General features: G+C 60.3%; 17 protein-coding genes. 5 read left to right on the forward strand and 12 right to left on the reverse strand.

Going from position 1 to position 16,470, the window contains the following annotated elements:
* From GO499_RS09170 to GO499_RS09180, 3 genes are all read right to left on the reverse strand, one after another.
* Entirely contained in the window at positions 1–807 is an 807-nt protein-coding gene (locus tag GO499_RS09170; protein ID WP_161861915.1) for a hypothetical protein, read from the reverse strand.
* Positions 808–1,148: 341 nt separating this feature from the next.
* Complete coding sequence (locus tag GO499_RS09175; protein WP_161861916.1) at positions 1,149–2,852, reverse strand: ABC transporter ATP-binding protein; 1,704 nt, start codon at positions 2,850–2,852, stop codon at positions 1,149–1,151.
* Between the two features lie 239 nt (positions 2,853–3,091).
* The gene (locus GO499_RS09180; protein ID WP_161861917.1) at positions 3,092–4,045 is read right to left on the reverse strand and encodes a zinc ABC transporter substrate-binding protein; all 954 of its coding nucleotides are present in this window, start codon (positions 4,043–4,045) and stop codon (positions 3,092–3,094) included.
* 56 nt (positions 4,046–4,101) lie between these two features.
* Here GO499_RS09180 and GO499_RS09185 point away from each other — a divergent pair, with 56 nt between their 5' ends.
* The 3 genes from GO499_RS09185 to GO499_RS09195 are packed head-to-tail and all read left to right on the forward strand — an operon-like array spanning position 4,102 to position 6,190.
* Entirely contained in the window at positions 4,102–4,620 is a 519-nt protein-coding gene (locus GO499_RS09185; RefSeq protein ID WP_161861918.1) for a helix-turn-helix domain-containing protein, read from the forward strand.
* The gene (locus GO499_RS09190) at positions 4,617–5,399 is read left to right on the forward strand and encodes an ATP-binding cassette domain-containing protein (protein WP_161861919.1); all 783 of its coding nucleotides are present in this window, start codon (positions 4,617–4,619) and stop codon (positions 5,397–5,399) included. Before GO499_RS09185 ends, GO499_RS09190 begins: the two co-directional genes overlap by 4 nt.
* Positions 5,399–6,190 carry a metal ABC transporter permease gene (locus GO499_RS09195; protein WP_161861920.1) on the forward strand — a complete coding sequence of 264 codons (792 nt, stop codon included), beginning with the start codon at positions 5,399–5,401 and terminating at the stop codon, positions 6,188–6,190. Before GO499_RS09190 ends, GO499_RS09195 begins: the two co-directional genes overlap by 1 nt.
* Positions 6,191–6,310: 120 nt before the next feature.
* On the opposite strand, the gene GO499_RS09200 is transcribed toward GO499_RS09195, so the two are convergent.
* From GO499_RS09200 to GO499_RS09230, 7 genes are read right to left on the reverse strand one after another with little or no spacing between them, the layout of a single operon-like run.
* Complete coding sequence (locus GO499_RS09200) at positions 6,311–7,537, reverse strand: BatD family protein (protein WP_161861921.1); 1,227 nt, start codon at positions 7,535–7,537, stop codon at positions 6,311–6,313.
* On the reverse strand, positions 7,531–8,184 hold the full coding sequence (locus GO499_RS09205; RefSeq protein WP_161861922.1) for a hypothetical protein: 654 nt from the start codon (positions 8,182–8,184) through the stop codon (positions 7,531–7,533). The genes GO499_RS09200 and GO499_RS09205 overlap by 7 nt, the downstream gene beginning before the upstream one ends.
* Positions 8,181–9,116: a vWA domain-containing protein gene (locus tag GO499_RS09210; protein ID WP_284154952.1), complete on the reverse strand. Its 936-nt coding sequence runs from the start codon at positions 9,114–9,116 to the stop codon at positions 8,181–8,183. Before GO499_RS09210 ends, GO499_RS09205 begins: the two co-directional genes overlap by 4 nt.
* Positions 9,113–10,072: a VWA domain-containing protein gene (locus GO499_RS09215; protein ID WP_161861923.1), complete on the reverse strand. Its 960-nt coding sequence runs from the start codon at positions 10,070–10,072 to the stop codon at positions 9,113–9,115. The genes GO499_RS09210 and GO499_RS09215 overlap by 4 nt, the downstream gene beginning before the upstream one ends.
* On the reverse strand, positions 10,069–10,440 hold the full coding sequence (locus GO499_RS09220) for a hypothetical protein (RefSeq protein WP_161861924.1): 372 nt from the start codon (positions 10,438–10,440) through the stop codon (positions 10,069–10,071). The genes GO499_RS09215 and GO499_RS09220 overlap by 4 nt, the downstream gene beginning before the upstream one ends.
* Positions 10,437–11,282 (reverse strand): DUF58 domain-containing protein, encoded by an 846-nt coding sequence (locus GO499_RS09225; RefSeq protein ID WP_161861925.1) that lies wholly within the window; start codon positions 11,280–11,282, stop codon positions 10,437–10,439. Before GO499_RS09225 ends, GO499_RS09220 begins: the two co-directional genes overlap by 4 nt.
* On the reverse strand, positions 11,279–12,262 hold the full coding sequence (locus GO499_RS09230) for an AAA family ATPase (protein WP_431309889.1): 984 nt from the start codon (positions 12,260–12,262) through the stop codon (positions 11,279–11,281). The genes GO499_RS09225 and GO499_RS09230 overlap by 4 nt, the downstream gene beginning before the upstream one ends.
* A gap of 155 nt (positions 12,263–12,417) precedes the next feature.
* On the opposite strand from GO499_RS09230, the gene GO499_RS09235 reads away from it, so the two are divergent.
* Both GO499_RS09235 and GO499_RS09240 read left to right on the forward strand, forming a co-directional pair.
* Positions 12,418–13,755, forward strand: coding sequence for a HAMP domain-containing sensor histidine kinase (locus GO499_RS09235; protein WP_161861926.1), 1,338 nt, complete (start codon positions 12,418–12,420; stop codon positions 13,753–13,755).
* The gene (locus tag GO499_RS09240) at positions 13,752–14,408 is read left to right on the forward strand and encodes a response regulator transcription factor (protein ID WP_161861927.1); all 657 of its coding nucleotides are present in this window, start codon (positions 13,752–13,754) and stop codon (positions 14,406–14,408) included. Before GO499_RS09235 ends, GO499_RS09240 begins: the two co-directional genes overlap by 4 nt.
* A 193-nt stretch (positions 14,409–14,601) precedes the next feature.
* Here GO499_RS09240 and GO499_RS09245 read toward each other — a convergent pair whose 3' ends face one another.
* Together GO499_RS09245 and GO499_RS09250 are read right to left on the reverse strand one after the other, a co-directional pair.
* The gene (locus GO499_RS09245; RefSeq protein WP_161861928.1) at positions 14,602–15,879 is read right to left on the reverse strand and encodes a TRAP transporter large permease; all 1,278 of its coding nucleotides are present in this window, start codon (positions 15,877–15,879) and stop codon (positions 14,602–14,604) included.
* A 7-nt stretch (positions 15,880–15,886) separates the two neighbouring features.
* On the reverse strand, positions 15,887–16,465 hold the full coding sequence (locus tag GO499_RS09250) for a TRAP transporter small permease (protein ID WP_161861929.1): 579 nt from the start codon (positions 16,463–16,465) through the stop codon (positions 15,887–15,889).
* Positions 16,466–16,470 lie beyond the last annotated feature (5 nt).

Consider the following 16,470-nt stretch of genomic DNA (forward strand, 5'->3'; position numbering starts at 1 on the left):
CTATCTCCGGGCTTCAGCCGTACTTGGGTTGAGCGGGTGCACGCATTCGAAAAGGGCAAGCGCTTGGCCGCCAGGGCGGGCGCCGTCGGTGAAGTCGAACAAACCTGTGACGTTGTGATCCTTGAGGTGCTTGTAAAAGGCCCGGTTCAGGATCGGATATCTATCGTGACGCGAGTGAACCAAGAGGGGTTCTTCGTAGTGAAACGCCTGTGCTGCCGCGTTTTCGCAGAGTGGATGCCAGATACCGTTCAAGACGCGATACTTGCCACGATACCCGTGCTTTGGTTTCTCGCCCAGATACTCCAGCAGCCGCCGGACGGTGACGTTGAAATAGGGCGTCTCGGGCGTGATCCCGGTCTCGCGCCCCGTGAACGTGACTACTGAGAAATGGCAGCGCCCCGGCATGTATGCCTCAATCAGATCACGGACCCGCGCGGACACGACCAGATTGTTGAGGACGAAAGCCTCCGGCAGCAGTGCCAGTGCGGCATCCGCGCAGGTATAGCTGCTCCAGAGATAATCGCTGAGCGCGTCGTCCGGGATGGTCAGTTCGCCGTAGGCCCAGTCCTCCATTCCTTCTGGCAAGGGCAAGACGTCCCATCTGGCTTTCGTTTCGGGTTCGAGGATGCGGGTCTCCCGGTCGGGTCCGAATTGCAGATGTCGTCGACGCGGTTCTGATTTTCGTTGTAGCGGCATAGAAAGGCCCTCCGCGGACGTGAGCCCATAGAGCGGCGCATCGGTCCAGATCATCGGGTCCAGCCAATCGGCGCCGGTCTTGATCTCCAACGGATGAGAGGGAGGGTTCATGAATCATCCTGTGTGAAATCAATGAGTGTTGGGCCACAAAGACCAAGTTTGCGCTGTCGGCTCAAGTATGTTGATTAGCATTTGGTTGAGGGTTGCATGGCCGTGGCCCACGCAAGGCTTCGGCATGGGGCCTCAGAACCGCTTCCCAGCGCTCCAGTTTGTCGAAGGGCTCCTGCTGGTCAAATCCAACGAATCCGCCACAATCGGAGTTCGAAATCACTCTGTTTGGGCGCGCCACATCACACTTTCGACTGTCAGAATAACTAAACGCCACGCAAAGAGAGGCTTTTTTGGTGTTCCATACCCATCTTCCGGCGTGAGTATCAGTGGGTCAGGCTGTATCAGGCGGCATTCATCGCCGCGTAGCGTCCGTTTCGCTCAATAAGCTGCGCGTGGGTTCCGGTTTCAACGACCTGGCCCCGTTCCATGACGACGATCCTGTCTGCTTCGCGAATGGTGCCCAGCCGATGCGCGATCACGAGTGTGGTACGTCCTTTCGAGAGCGCGGTGAGCGATTGCTGGATGCGGCGCTCCGTTTCAGTGTCGAGGGCCGAAGTTGCTTCGTCCAGGATGAGGATGGGCGGGTTTCTGAGAAAGATCCGGGCGATGGCGACGCGCTGCTTCTGACCACCGGAGAGCATGACACCGCGTTCACCGACCACAGTGTCCAGCCCTTCCGGCAGGTCGGCGATCATGTCGTCGAGGCGGGCTTTGGAGGCGGCTTCCACGATGTCCGCTTCCGTGGCATCCAACCGACCGTAAGCGATGTTTTCGCGCAGCGTACCGCCAAAAAGAAAGACATCCTGGCTGACGACACCGATCTGCTGGCGGAGTGAGCGCAGAGAGAATTCGCGGATGTCAACACCATCAATCAGGACGCGTCCGGCTTGAGCCTCATAGAAGCGCGGCACAAGCGAGAGTAGCGAGGTCTTGCCTGCACCAGACGGGCCGACGATGGCCACGGTCTCACCGGCCGCGGCCGCCAATCTGACGCCATTGAGCACCGGCCGCGCCTTGTTGTACCCGAAAACAACATTGTCGATTTCGATATCGCCACGAAACCTCGGGGCCGGCCGGGCATTGCTGCAATCCAACACTTCGGGTTCCAGTTGCATCAGTTCCAGATAACGGCGGAAACCGGCGATGCCACGCGGATAAAGTTCGATGACGGCTGCAATCTTTTCCAGCGGACGGAAGAAGAGCGCCACAAGCAGAAGAAATGCAACGTACCCTCCCGTTGTCAGTTCGCCGCGGAGGACGAAGAGCGCGCCAACAACCATTACGGTCACCTGCACGAAGCGCATGCCCATGTAATTCAGTGTGGAAGACGCTGCCATGTAGCGGTAAGCGGCCAACTTTGTGTCGCGATAGCGACCGTTGTCCGCCGAGAACAGTTTCTTCTCGTGTTCCTCGTTGCCGAAGGCCTGAACCATCCGAATGCCGCCAACATTCTCTTCCAGCCGGACATTGAAATCAGCGACTCGTGCATAGATTGACCGCCAGATCCGCGTCATGCGGCCACCAAAGAACATTACGATGACAGTACAGGCCGGTACGATCACGGCTGTGAGCAGCGCAAGTTTGACGTTGATCGCCATCATCATCACGAATGCGCCGACGAAGGTCATCACTGCGACGAACAAATCCTCCGGCCCATGATGGGCGACTTCACCAATCTCTTCGAGATCCCGGGTAACACGAGCGACGAGTTTGCCGGTGCGCACTTTGTCGAAGTAGGAGAAGGACAGCCGTTGCAGTTGTTCGAACGCACGGCGGCGCATCTCGGTCTCGATATTGATGCCCAACATGTGGCCCCAATAAATGACGATGGCCATGAGTGCCGAATTGAACAGGTATATGACCACCAGCCCCGCAGCGGCCAGCAGCGTCAGGGTGACATCGCCGCTTGGAAGCAGCACATCGATGAACAGCTTGATCGCAAAGGGGAAGGCCAGTTCGAGGATTCCGGAAAGTACGGCGCTTCCGAAATCCAGCCAGAACAGGGCTTTCCATGGTCGGTAATAGTTGAGAAATTCCCGCAGCATTTCCATCCGCCGTGACCGTTTCCGCGGTGCCTGGGAGAGCTGCCTGAGTGCCGCGGACGCAGCGTTATCACAGCGCGGATGCAGGCGCCACAAAACTTGAACCTGTAGCAGCGCCGATGGTCAAACAGCAGATTCGCGCTGACTTGGAAGCAATGGTATCAGCCGAGTGCAGGCCTCGAGTCCCTGAAACTGTGGCCCCTTGCGGCTGACACCTGGTGCGATGACTGGGGCCGTGGAAACTACATGCAATCCGCAAGCTTCGCCGCCAGGTTGCGCAGAACCTGCGGGTAAAGCTCCGGCCCCGGCTCGATTTCGGCACCCAGCGGGTCAACAACTGCCGTCCGAGCAGCCGAACCTTCCATGACGGCATTGACGATACCCGGATCGAACTGTGGCTCGGAAAGAACACAGCCTATCCCCTGCTCTGCCACGCGAGCCCGGATTTCGGCAATTCGGCCGGGGCTCGGAGCGGATGCGTCGGAAAGGGATATCGCGCCGGAGGCTGGAAACTCGAAGGCATGTTCGAAGTACTGGTAAGCATCATGGAAGGAGATGAACTTGCCGCCACGCTTCGGCTCCAGCACCTCATTGATTTCGGTGCGAAGGGTACTCAGTTCTTCCTGCGCCTCGGCCGCGTTCGCCTTGTACGTAGATGCATTATCCGGATCGGCTGCGGAAAGTTCCGTGGCAATGGTGTTCAGCCAGACAGACGCATTGTCCGTCGATAACCATGCGTGAGGATCGTGCGCATGGCCCTCGTGGGAATGATCTTCCTCCAGATCGTCCGCATGCCCATCCTCGGCTTCGCGATCTTCATCGTGGTCGTGACTTTCGAACAGGGCGCCTTCGCGAACCTCCAGTTCGATTGTACCTTCCGCCTCCAGCAATTCCGTGACGGCAGCATCTGCGGCCAGGGAAGAGATTGCGCCTTCGAGCCAGGGGGTCAGGTCCGGGCTGACCCAGAAAACCAGATCGGCATTCTGGAGGGCGGCGGCCTGAGAGGGACGAAGATTGTATTCATGCGGGCTTGCTCCGGGCGACACAATCAGAGACGGCTCCCCTACCCCGGCCATCACCCGTGCTACCAGTGAATGCACCGGCGCAATGTCTGCCGACACGCGCGGAACTTCCGCCATTGCGGGACATGCTAGGCCGAGGGCAAGAAGGGAAGAAGAAAGCAGGTTTCTGGACATGTCTCATCTCATGTGATTATATAACGTAACGTACCGACTACAGGAAATGAAATAACATGACAAGCGCTGCTGGTTCAGAATCCGAACTGCCGACGAGTGCTGTGGGTTTTGATACGCACGATCACTCCGGTTGCATTAGCGATGCTATCACGTCGGCCGAGGATTTGTGTGCCCGCGAAGGCTTGCGTTTCACCCCTGTTCGCCGCAGGACTTTGGAACTTCTGCTTGAGGAACATCGTGCCGTTGGCGCCTATGAAATGCTGGAGTTGCTGAAGGCATCCGGTTTCGGCTCCCAACCCCCTGTCGCCTATCGGGCACTCGAATTCCTTGTCGCCAACGGTTTTGCCCACAAGATCGAATCTCTGAATGCATTTATTGCCTGCGCTCACCCGGGTGCGAGCCATTCGCCGGCATTCATGATCTGCCGGAAATGCCAATCGGTGGCAGAGGCCCGAACTTCCGCCACGAGAGGGGCGCTTGGAGACGCGGCCAGAGACACAGGTTTCGAGATTGAGCGTACGGTTGTCGAAGCTGAAGGCGTGTGCCCGACCTGCCTGGAAAAGTCACCGGCATGAGCCTTGTTACACTGGAGAACCTGAGTGTCGGTTACGGCGCAAATGAAGTGCTGCGCGGAGTGTCCCTGACAATTGAACCGGGCGAAATAGTCACCGTGGTGGGGCCGAACGGATCCGGAAAGACAACTCTGTTGCGAACCCTGATCGGCGCCGTGACGCCAACGTCGGGCCATGTCCGCAAATCCTCTGGCCTGAAGATCGGATACGTGCCGCAAAAGCTCCATATCGACCCGACCTTGCCGATCACGGTAGAACGTTTCTTGCGTTTGCCTGGCGGCATCGCCCGCGCACGCTGTATTGAAGCGCTGGAGCAGGCCGGCGTGGCCGATCTGTCGAGGTTGCAGATGTCGGCACTGTCGGGCGGGCAGTTCCAGCGGATAATGCTGGCGCGCGCCCTGATCAGCCAACCGAACCTGTTGCTTCTGGACGAGGCGACACAAGGTCTGGATCAGCCCGGTTCGGCCAGTTTCTATCTTCAGATCGAGGAAGTCCGGAGAGCGACCGGATGCGCGGTGCTGATGATCAGCCATGAACTGCACGTTGTGATGAGCGCCTCGGATCGGGTGATCTGCCTCAACGGCCATGTTTGCTGTGAAGGTACGCCGGAGATCGTCTCCGCCGCCCCAGAATACCGCGCCCTTTTCGGGACGGGCACGGGGGGCGCATTGGCGCTCTACAGACATGAACACGACCATGCACATGATGAAAATTGCGATCATGGCTTCGATCACGAACATTCGCAGATGCAAGCAGAATCGCGGACAGGGGTAGCTCAGTAATGCTGGATGATTTCATGACCCGCGCGGCCCTCGCCGGTATTGGTGTGGCCATAGCCGCCGCTCCACTGGGCAGTTTCGTCGTCTGGCGGCGGATGGCCTATTTCGGCGATGCCACGGCGCACGCGGCGATCCTCGGGGTCGCTCTGTCGCTGGCCCTGAACGTCTCCATCTTCGCCGGCGCTATGACAGTTGCGCTTGTCATGGCGTTCCTTGTGACACTGCTGACCGGACGCGGTTTTGCGATGGATACCCTGCTTGGCGTGCTTGCGCATTCTGCATTGGCGTTCGGACTGGTTGCCGTCTCGTTCCTCTCGGGTGTGCGCATCGATCTCATGGCATATCTCTTTGGCGACATCCTTTCCGTTTCGCGGGTCGACCTGGCCGTAATCTGGTGCGGTGCGCTGCTGGTTGTCGGCCTGATCGGCTGGCGCTGGTCGGCATTGCTGACCTCTACTCTCAGTGAAGAATTGGCCTATGCCGGAGGGATCAATCCAAAGCGGGAGCAGCTCATACTTACTCTGGCACTGGCGATTACGGTTGCGGTGGCCATCAAGGTGGTCGGCGTGCTGTTGATCGCCGCCATGCTGATCATTCCGGCTGCCGCGGCCCGTCCCCTCTGCAGGACGCCCGAACAGATGGCGGTGGCCGCAGGGATCATTGGATGCGGATCGGCAGTGGTGGGTTTGCAGGCAGCTTACGCGCTCGACACCCCGGCGGGGCCGAGCATTGTTTGTGTTGCGGCGGTCGCATTCCTCCTGGCCAGCGCGTTCAGAACCGTTCGCTCGACCTGACCGTTTTGGAGGCGGTGTTCGATAGCGCTTGTTGCTGAGGTCTTTGCCATGCGACGTCCGTCGCGATCAAGCACGCGCCGACTTCGGTGTTTGAGCGTCGAACCGGAACTCTCGACTCAATCAGGCAGCAATCCCCGATGAGCGGGAACCGGCGACATTCTCGCTTGAATAAACGTGGCGACGGACCTCCCGGAATACGACCCGCAAGTCGACAGACTCGTGAAACTCTTTGCCTCCGAAGAGCATGGCGTCAACCGGTTGCAAAACAGGATGGACCTCGAAGGGGCGAGTCCCTGAGCGTGTTCGAATGAGCGATTGCGCAAGCGCCCGGAAGCGGACCGCATCGCCATCGTCGGCATGGCGACGTAGTCGGCGCAACTTCTGCCTCGTCTGGAACTTTCTGCGCAGGCGCCCAAGAACAACCGGAAAACCTGTGCGTCCCTTCAGAGTTGGGGTCAAACCCAAAATGAGCGTTAGGACAAATGTGGCCAAGAGGGGCCAATCGACACCAAGATCTTTACGCCAGCCCGAAGCTGCGTTGTCCGAAAAGCTGGCGTAACCTATAGGCGCGGCAGGGATCGTTGCTGTGCGACTTTCGCGAATGGACGTGTCGAAATACGGAATCGTTACCGGAGGGATGACACCCGGTTCGCCGGTGATCGGACGGAGACGCCATGTCCAGACCAGAGTCGTGACCGGCCCTTGGGAGGTGACCTGAAAGTTCTGTTCCGCCGGCGGGGCGAAAGTGATCAGCCAAGGCTCGCGGAGCGGCGGTTGCTGAGGCATCATTTCCGGCGTGGCACCGAGCGCGCGCAGCACGACCCTGCGTTCGACGTTCTGACCATCTTCGAGTTTTCCGGCATCCGTTTCCCAAGTGTCGGACAGTTCCAGCGCGCGGACCGGAAACCATTTCTCACCTGCATTCACGGGTTTTTCGCCAACTTCGATTTTTACCGGCGCAGACCTCACAAGGACCGTTTCCCGTTGTCCCTCTGCGTCGAGGACCTGGAGTTCATGGACGATCGGCAATATTTCAAGCGTTCCGGCGCGCTTGGGATAGAACGCGATGCGCCGCTCAAACACGCGGGCCGTTCGACCGTCGACCTGCTGATCGGTCCAGTCATCCTGTCCGAGCCGCGTCCAGTCGAAATCAGTCATGCTGCGCAATTTCAATTCCTCGTTGGTGATGGTCTCCCGATAGACACCACGGATGGTGGCGAGGATCATTTCGCTTTCCAGCGGAGCCTCCGCACGCGGATCGAGCACCAGTTCGAGATGCAGCGTATCCCGATCCTGAGCGGCAAGAGGTCCGGCCAGAGCGAACAGCAACGCCAGCAGTCTTACCATCGGCTCGGCTCCTCACGATGCGCTTCGCCTTCCTTGCGCCGTCGTTCCATTTCGGCGGCAAGTCGGCTCTTGAAGTATTCGCCCGGCGCATCGACCAGTGAGTCGAGCCAGCCAGCATCCGCCGCCGCCGTGCGCTCCCCTGTCACCGAGCGCTTGATGCTTGCACGCACGGGGTCGCGCTGCGCTGCCTGAATCGGCAGCGATGGGTCGTCCGGGTCGAAGTCGGCTGTGCCGACTCCGGACTGAGAAAGAACAGTTTCTATCCGCCCGTGGCCGCGCGCCTCACCAACCACCGGCTCTACCAGAGTAAGCACGATTTCGCGGTTGTGCCTGGCGTCGGCGTCGTACTGGTCGGCGAACAGAACGGCATCGAAGTAGGCAACCGAAAGGCTGTAGTCACCGGTCGTTGCCAGCGTCAGTCCCCGATCAAAAGTGGCGCTGCGACCAATCTCGGCAAACACGGCATCTGCCTCGGCATAGCGTCCGGCCTCGTAGAGCGCCGCGCCTCGTGCGCCGGGGTTTGCGATGAATGGCAACGCAAATTGTGGAAATCCGGCGCGCCAGACCAGCTTGGCCCATGCTTCGGGGCCAGCCGCGACAGCACAGAGCATGGCAGCCGTGAGAACAGCGAGAGACACGCGGCTCATAATGGCCGCCTACGCCGAAACAGTAATGCAAGCGGCAAGAGTGCAAGGCCCACAAACCAGCGCCCCTGATCCCTGTACCGCAGGTTGCGGCTTGCGGCGTCCGTGGCGACAGCGCCTCGTCTGGCGGTCAGGATTGAGTCCAACTCTCTGATGTCGCTTGCATCAACGAGGATGCCGCCCCCAGCAGCCGTGATGGCGACCAGCCCTTCACGGTGGGCAGGCGGCATTCCATAGGGCGGAGCATCGGGTGAAACGAATACTGCCGAGATGCGCGTTCCTGCTGCGGCCATCTGGCGGGCGCGATCCACTGCCTCCGGGCCAACCCCTCCGCCATCGGAGACCAGCACGACATCAGGACGTGCAGCGGACGCATCAGTAAGCGTCTGTTGCGCCATATCGAGCGCACGATCGGGCCGGCTGCCCTGCACAGGCATCGTTTGGGCGTCTGCGACTGCAATGACAGTTTGCAATACGGACGGGTCGTCGGTGGGCACGCTGACTAGAAAACTCTCAGCTGAATAGACTCCAAGCGCCAGCGGCCGAGTGCCGTGTCGGTCGATCAGACGCGAGACGGCAGCCTGAGCGTCGTCGAAGCCGCCGCCTTCGGTGACAGAAGGGGAAAGATCGAGCAGTATCATAATGGCGTCGAGATTGCGTAGGGTCGGCGCATCGGGATCACGTGTGGCAGGTCCCGCAAGACCAAAGGCAACAAGCGCTGCCGCCAGCGCGAGCAACCACGGTCCGGGATCGTTACGCGCCTCGGTCACCTGGCCGAGCTTGCGCAGGGCGTTCAGGAGATCGGGGTCAATCACCCGGTGCCATCGGGCGAGGCCGCTTGACGTGAAGGCTATCAGGCCGCCAGTCAGCAGTGCCAGCGGAACGCCGATCAGCCAGATCGGGCGAAGCAGTTCGATATCCAGGACGTACATCATTTCGTGGCCTCTCTCCCTTGCAAAGCGAGCAATGCGGCTATGAGTGCAAATCCGACGCCGGCCAGCCAAGGCCAGTAATTGTGCCAGGCGCGGATCGGTGGCGCATCGGCGAGACTCGGTTCCAACCGGTCGATGGCATCCGTTACGGCCATCAAGTCGTCGGTCGTCCTCACGCGGAACGTTTCGCCATCCGCGACATGAGCGATGCGGCGCAAAGTCTCGCTGTCGACCGCATCCCGTGCGCCCGGGACAGTTTCCAGATCGGCCGGACCAAGCGCGATGGTGTATATCTTCACGCCGAGGGTTTCGGCTGTGACCGCCGCTGCGACGGGATCGACAGCGCCCGTGGTGTCCTGCCCGTCGGACAAGAGCACGATAACACGGCTTTCGGCATCACGTTCGCGCAGCCGCCGGATTGCCAAACCCAAACCATCGGCAATGGCGGTGGCTTTTCCCGAAACGCCAATCTGCGCGGTTTCGATTACCTGTGCAACAGCGGTAACATCGTGTGTCAGCGCCGCGGCCACATAGGCCCGATCACCAAAAACAACCAGCCCGACGCGGTCACCCGCGCGCCCTCGCACGAAGCGTGACCCGACGCTTTGAACAGCCGCAAGGCGCGACACCTGCGCTCCGTCGAGATCGAAGTCCTCACGCTCCATGGAGCCGGAAAGATCCAGAACCAGCATGATGTCTCGACCGGAGGCCGGCACAACGCTGAGGGTGCGTTCCTCCCGCGGCCCGGTCAGTGCCGCGACCAAGGCGACCCAAGCCATGAACAGTACGATCCCCCGGGCGTGACGCCGGGACGGGGCGGTGTCTCTCGGCAGGAAGGCCGCCGCAATGGCCGGAGGCAGCACCACTGCCCCCGCCGCCTCCTTTGTTTCCGGGAGGAGGCGATACAGCAGAAACGGCAGGGGCAGCAGCAGTGCCGCCCAAGGGGCTGCGAAACTCATCTGCGCAGTCCTTTCCTTGCGGTCGCCACGACGGCGGCCTCAACCTTCGCTGGGTCGAGGGCCGCATTCGGATTGTAAAGCGCCTCGTCCAACCCATCTGGAGCAGTGCCACCTTTTTCCCGCAGTAGCGCGGCAAGGCCGGTGATCCGAGCCTGCTTCTCAAGGCCAGCGAGTCTTTCGATTGCGCTGCGAGCCTCTACAAGTGGGTTGTTCCGGCGCACCGTGACCAGCCGCAGCAGCGAAGAGATCAGCAATGCTGCAATCAGGCCGAGTGCGCAGGCCGCCAACGCATCCTGTATTCCAAACCGGGCGAAACTCTCCGGAATGCGGACGTGGGCGAGACGGGCGGCAAGTTCCTCTGGGGTCATGCCGCACTCACGACAAACGGATCCGCCGCGGGTACAATGCGAGTGGGAATGCCGTTCAGTGATAGAAGATCAGCGGATGCCGAAGGGCCGAAACGGCCCTTGGCGATGCGCGAACCGATCCGGGCGGAAAAGCTCCCGCGCGGCGGCGCTGCCTCGACGGCGTCCTGCACCAGCAGCACCTCCAGCGGACACTTCCGCATCAGAGCCGCTGCGGCCGGGCCGAAATCCGGCCCTGGTTCATCGAGGCCCGTCGCCAAGCGTACCGCGGTGCCCGGCGCGATCCGTTCGATAATTACATCAAGCAGTGCCGCGGCGCTGTCATGCTCAGTCTGAAAATCGGCCAAGGCTGAAGTGTGCGCGCGCACCAAGACTTCGGCCACACGCAGCATCGCCGTCTCTCGAGCACGCGGGGCAAGATAATCCACCTGACGGTTGCCGACAATCATGATGCCAACGCGCCCTCCGGCAAGCACCGCACGCCATCCTTCCAGCGCCAAAGCCTCTGCTGCGGCGACGGATCTGAAGCGGCCGCGCGTACCCCAAAGCATCGGTCCGCGAAAATCGGCGACAAGCATCAAAGTCCGTTCGACCTCCTCGTGACGACTGCGTACCTGCGGCCTGCCACTTCGCGCCGTAGCCGCCGGATCGATGCGCCGAAGGTCATCGCCTTCCTGAAACGGGCGGAGATCAAAAAGATCGCCGCCATCGCCACGACGCGGCCCGGACAGACCGCCGGCAAGCCCGTGGGAAAGGCCGGGAACGCCTTCCGCGACAACGTGGTCGGCAAGTGAAACGAGACGGTCGAGAGAAACTTCCGCCCCTGTTGTCCGAGGCAGGCTCACAACGCTTCCACGCCCGAAAGGATGTCAGCGAAGATCGTGCGGGCGGTTTCACCCGCGGCCTGTGCCCGCCATGTCGGCGCCATGCGATGGCACAGCACGTCAGGCGCCAACGCCGCCACGTCTTCGGGCACGGCGTAGTCGCGCCCGTGCAACCATGCGCGGGCGCGCGCAGTCGCAGCCAGCGCAAGTGTGCCGCGCGGACTGACCGCGTGACGGATCCTGTCTGTCACATCCAACCCTTCGGTGCCGCGTCGCGTCGCCATGACAAGTTCGACCATGTATTTTTTGAGCGCGGGCGAGAGGTGAACCTGCAGCACCTGCTCCTTCATCTCGGCGAGCGAAGCGTGATCCAACGCATGGGCCTCCGGTGAGAAATGCGTGCGTAATTCGCTCTCTACCAGATCAAGGATCTCCATCTCTGCCGCTTCGTCCGGCAGATCCAGAACGACATGGATCAGGAAACGGTCGAGCTGGGCTTCGGGCAGAGGAAAGGTGCCCTCCTGTTCAAGTGGGTTCTGGGTCGCAACCACCATGAACGGTTCAGGAAGGCCGCGTGTTTCACCCCCAGCCGTAACCTGGCCCTCGCCCATTGCCTCGAGCAGGGCTGACTGTACCTTTGGTGGAGCGCGGTTGATTTCATCCACGAGAACGAGGTTGTGAAAAACAGGGCCTGGCAGAAAGTCCATTACACCGCTGTCCTGCCGGTAGACCTGCGTTCCCGTGACGTCGGATGGCATCAGATCGGGCGTGCACTGGATGCGCGCAAAACTGCCCTCGACGCCGTCAGCAAGCCGCCGGACCGAGCGTGTCTTGGCAAGACCCGGCGCCCCTTCTATGAGCACGTGTCCACCCGTCAGAAGTGCGATCATCAGCCGCTCGACAAGTGCCTTGTGACCGACAAGACCCGCCTCCATCCGGGACGCCAGCGCCATTGCGGTGGCCGCGCAATTGTCGGCCGCCTTCATTGCGATATCTTCCATCCCGCTCTCCTCTTCGTCTGAAGGCCACAGAACCACGGCCCGCGGACAACTTGAAAGAACAGAAACGGGTTTCAGCGTATGTCGGGCAATTTGCCCGAGACAAGACGACCCAATTGCCCGATCTTGGCGGGCATCATGTTCCGGGAGGAAGAGATATGAGTCTGCGGTTCCGACTTGTACTGACACTTTGGATGGTCACGGCGCTTGCCGGTGTGATCACTCTCGGTCTGGCGGCTGCGGATGCCTATAATTCGGCAAGAAGCGACACCCAGACCACGCTCACCCGTGCGAGCTATGTGCTCGAGCGGAATTACCATATGGAGCCGAGAGTCGGGGACCCGCTGTACGCCGAAATGACGTCCATCAAACTGTTGAGCGTGATGGCACCCGGCAGTTGTATTCTTTACGAGCAGCGGCAAATCTCTCAACGTCGGCTCTGTGCCGGTTGGCAGGTGTTTGGCCAGATCGCGCCGTCCTGGTTCAGACAGGGCGTCGAGAAAGTTTTTGACCCGCCGGAGCCGATTGCGCGGCAGGGATCGGCATCGCAGAGCGGCCCGTTTCATATTGAGGCATCCTTCGATCCCGTCGCTGCGGCGACGCTGGCATGGCAGAGAACACGATTGGCCATGTGGCAGACTCTGGCGATGGCGGCCGGCGTATTGGCTTTGGGTACGATCGCGATCATCTGGCGACTTGGGCCGGTGCGCGGCATCGTATCGGAGCTTGACCGGCTTTCCCGGGGTGACCTCAACGCGCGGGTGGAATCGAGCGGCGCACAAGAGTTCGGTCAGATCGCCCAGGCGGTCAACCATCTTGCCGAACGTTTGCGCGCCAGTGCCGAGCAAAGCCGCGCCCTGACGCGCAAGCTGATCGAGGTTGAAGATGTGGAACGTCGACAGCTCGCACGGGATCTTCATGACGAATTCGGTCAAACCCTAACCGCGACGGCAGCACTGGCTGCCTCCATCAGTTACGCGGCTCCTGACGACCGTGACGACATCAAGCGCGACGCGCGTGCCATTGGGGCTAACATCCGCAATATGATGGAATGCCTGAGAGGTGCCTTCGCGCGGCTTCGCCCACCCGATCTGGAAGAAGTTGGCCTAACGGCCAGTCTGCGCACTATGCTGTCAGGTTGGGAGACGCAGAGTGGGACGAGGTTTGTGCTCGACTGCAGCGTGGATGAAAGCGGTATGGATGATGCAGTGGCGCTTGACCTCTACCGGATTGTGCAGGAGTGCGTGACCAATGCCATGAGGCACGGGACACCCAGACTGGTTGACGTAACGTTGCGGAACTTGGGGGAAACCATCACCCTGACAGTGGAAGATGATGGTGGCGGCACCCTCGCCCCCGACGCGGCGGGACATGGAATTCTCGGGATCAACGAACGCGCCAGCGCCATGGGAGGCGCGCTTTGCATGGAAGAGACTGCCGATGGCGTGCGCGTTGCAGTGACATTGCCATCCACAACCGTCAGAACCGCCGCATGACCGACCATCGCGTCATGATTGTCGACGACCACCCCGTCGTGCGCGAGGGTTACCGCCGGTTGATAGATCTGCAACCGGGCCTGAGCATCGTTTCAGAAGCCGAGGATGCACGCGGCGCCTACATCCGCTTTCGCGAGACTTCACCCGACGTGGTCGTTATGGACGTCACCCTGAACGGGGTAAGCGGAATCGAGGCGATCCGCCATATTCGTCAGTACGATGAAAGCGCGTTGATCGTCGTTTTCACCATGCACCAGGGTTCAGCTTTCGCCCTGAAATCTATCGAGGCCGGGGCCGCCGGATACGTCACGAAGAGCAGCGACCCTGAAAATCTGATCAAAGCCATTTTCGGAGTGCTGGAGGGCCGTACAGTAATCTCGCCGGACGTCATTGAATCCATCGCACAGGACCGAATTGCCGGAGCTGGCAATCGTCTTGATGACCTGACCACGCGCCAAACCGAAATACTGAGGCTGCTGGCAAGCGGCTGGCCCGTAGAAAAAATCGCGGAAGCACTATCGATCAGCCTCAAGACGGTGCGTAATAACCACTATCAAATCAAGAGCGTGCTCGGCCTCGAAACCGATGCGCAGATGGTGTGGTTCGCATGGGAAACGGGCCTCGTACAAGCGCCGCTTGAAGAAAAGGCGTGACCGTGGAACCACGCGCGCACGACGACGAAGCCGGAGACAATTTCGAAGTGTCATGTGCCGGAACGGCTGGAGTTCGATGGACCGGGGTGGGCGGATGGTCGGCAAAATAGCCGGTTTCGCCCGATGCCAGTGCCTATTCCGGGTCGATCAGAGTGCAAGAATTGTTGGCAAACCGCCACTACCCGGAAGGTAATCACCGATATATCTGCTGCGGCAGCCACATCGAGAGAGCGGGAACGAATGTGAGGAGCATGAGCACAGCGATCAGCGGTATGAGGAAGGGCGCTGTAGCGGTGACGCATCGCTCGAACGGAACTTCCGAGACTTTCGACAAAACGTAGAGAACCAGACCGACCGGTGGTGTCAGGAGGCCGATCATCAGGTTCAGAACCAGGATGATCCCGAAGTGCACCGGATCCAAGCCGATTTGTACAGCGACTGGCAGAAGCACTGGTGTCAGAATGGTTATAGCTGCCAGTGTTTCCATGAAGCAGCCGACGATGAGCACAACAAGGGTGATTAACAGCAGCAATGCGACCTTGTTGTCGGTGACGGACAGGAGGGATGTAGAGATTGTCTCTGCCACTCTGTTGGCTGTCAGGAGCCATGCAAAGATTGCCGAAGCAGCTACGATAAGCAGGATGGCAGCTGTGGTCTCTACAGTTTCGAGCGATATCCGCACTATCCTGCGCCATGTGAGTGTCTGGTAAACCAGCAGGCCGAGCACCAGCGCGTAAGCAACGGCTGCGATGGCTGCCTCTGTTGGGGTGAAGGCTCCACTCATGATACCCCCAACAATAATAACGGGCGTCATAAGCGGCAGCAGTGCCTGAATGAACGTTGTGCCGAAGTGCTTTGGCGAGAAATGCTGATCTCGCGGGTAATTCCTTCGGCGCGAGTACCAGGCGACCATGATCATGAGCGAGCCCGCCATTATCAGCCCCGGAATGAGCCCGGCGACGAACAGTTGTCCGATCGAGGTCTGTGCCACGACGCCGTAGATCACAAGTGGCAGCGACGGCGGAATGATCGGGCCGATGGTCGAGGAAGCAGCCGTGATACCGACGGCAAAGTCAGGATCGTAACCTGCGTCGCGCATTGCCTTGATCTCGATGTTGCCAAGGCCTCCGGCATCGGCCACGGCAGCCCCTGACATCCCTGCAAATATTACGGATGCACCGACATTCACGTGGCCGAGCCCGCCGTGCATCCAGCCTACTGCCGCCCGGGCGAAGGCGAATATCCGAGTCGTGATCCCTGCGGAGTTCATCAGATTGCCGGCCAGGATGAAGAACGGCACAGCGATCAGGGGGAACGAATTGATCCCGTTGACCATGTTGGCCAACACGATCATAGGAGGCATGCCTTCGAACACGACAAAGGTCAACGAGGCCAGCGCGAGCGCCGCCGCGACAGGCACGCCAAGCGCCATGAGCACGAAAAGCAAGCCGATCATGAGGTAGATGGACATTGAGGGGTCAGTCCTTTTCGGTCGCGGCCGGATCCAGCTGCCGCATGATGTCTTCAGGGGTCGCCCACAGTTTCCGCCAAAGGTTCAACGCTGAATAAATCGTCATGACGAGAAGGGCTCCGACGCAGATCGCGTAGATGTATTTTTTGGGCACTGGTAACGTGACCATCTGCTGTCGCGTCTTGTCGACGAGTGAGAGTCCGATCCAAAACAGACCGGCGTAGAAGGCGAAGGAGATCATTTCTGCCATGACCGCCATCACCTTCCCCAATCGCCGAGGCGCCATGCGGATCAGGAATTCGAGCATGATATGGCTGTGCCGACGGACCGCCGTCACCGAGCCGAGGAAGCATACGAGTATCAAGAGGTAGCGGGCCACCTCCTCCGTCCAGGCGAGCGAGTCGTTCAGTACGTAGCGTGTGAAGAACTGCAAAAACACCACGATGGCCAACGCCCAGAAGGAAACGATGCCGGGCAGGTCGATCCAGTGCAGGCCACCAAGGTTATCGCTTTCGTCCGCAAACGTGACGGAAGGGGACACGGCTCCATCGCCGTGCCCCTCCGCACTGTCGTCCGTCTCCCGCATTGCGG

Source organism: Algicella marina (assembly GCF_009931615.1).
GTDB lineage: Bacteria > Pseudomonadota > Alphaproteobacteria > Rhodobacterales > Rhodobacteraceae > Algicella > Algicella marina.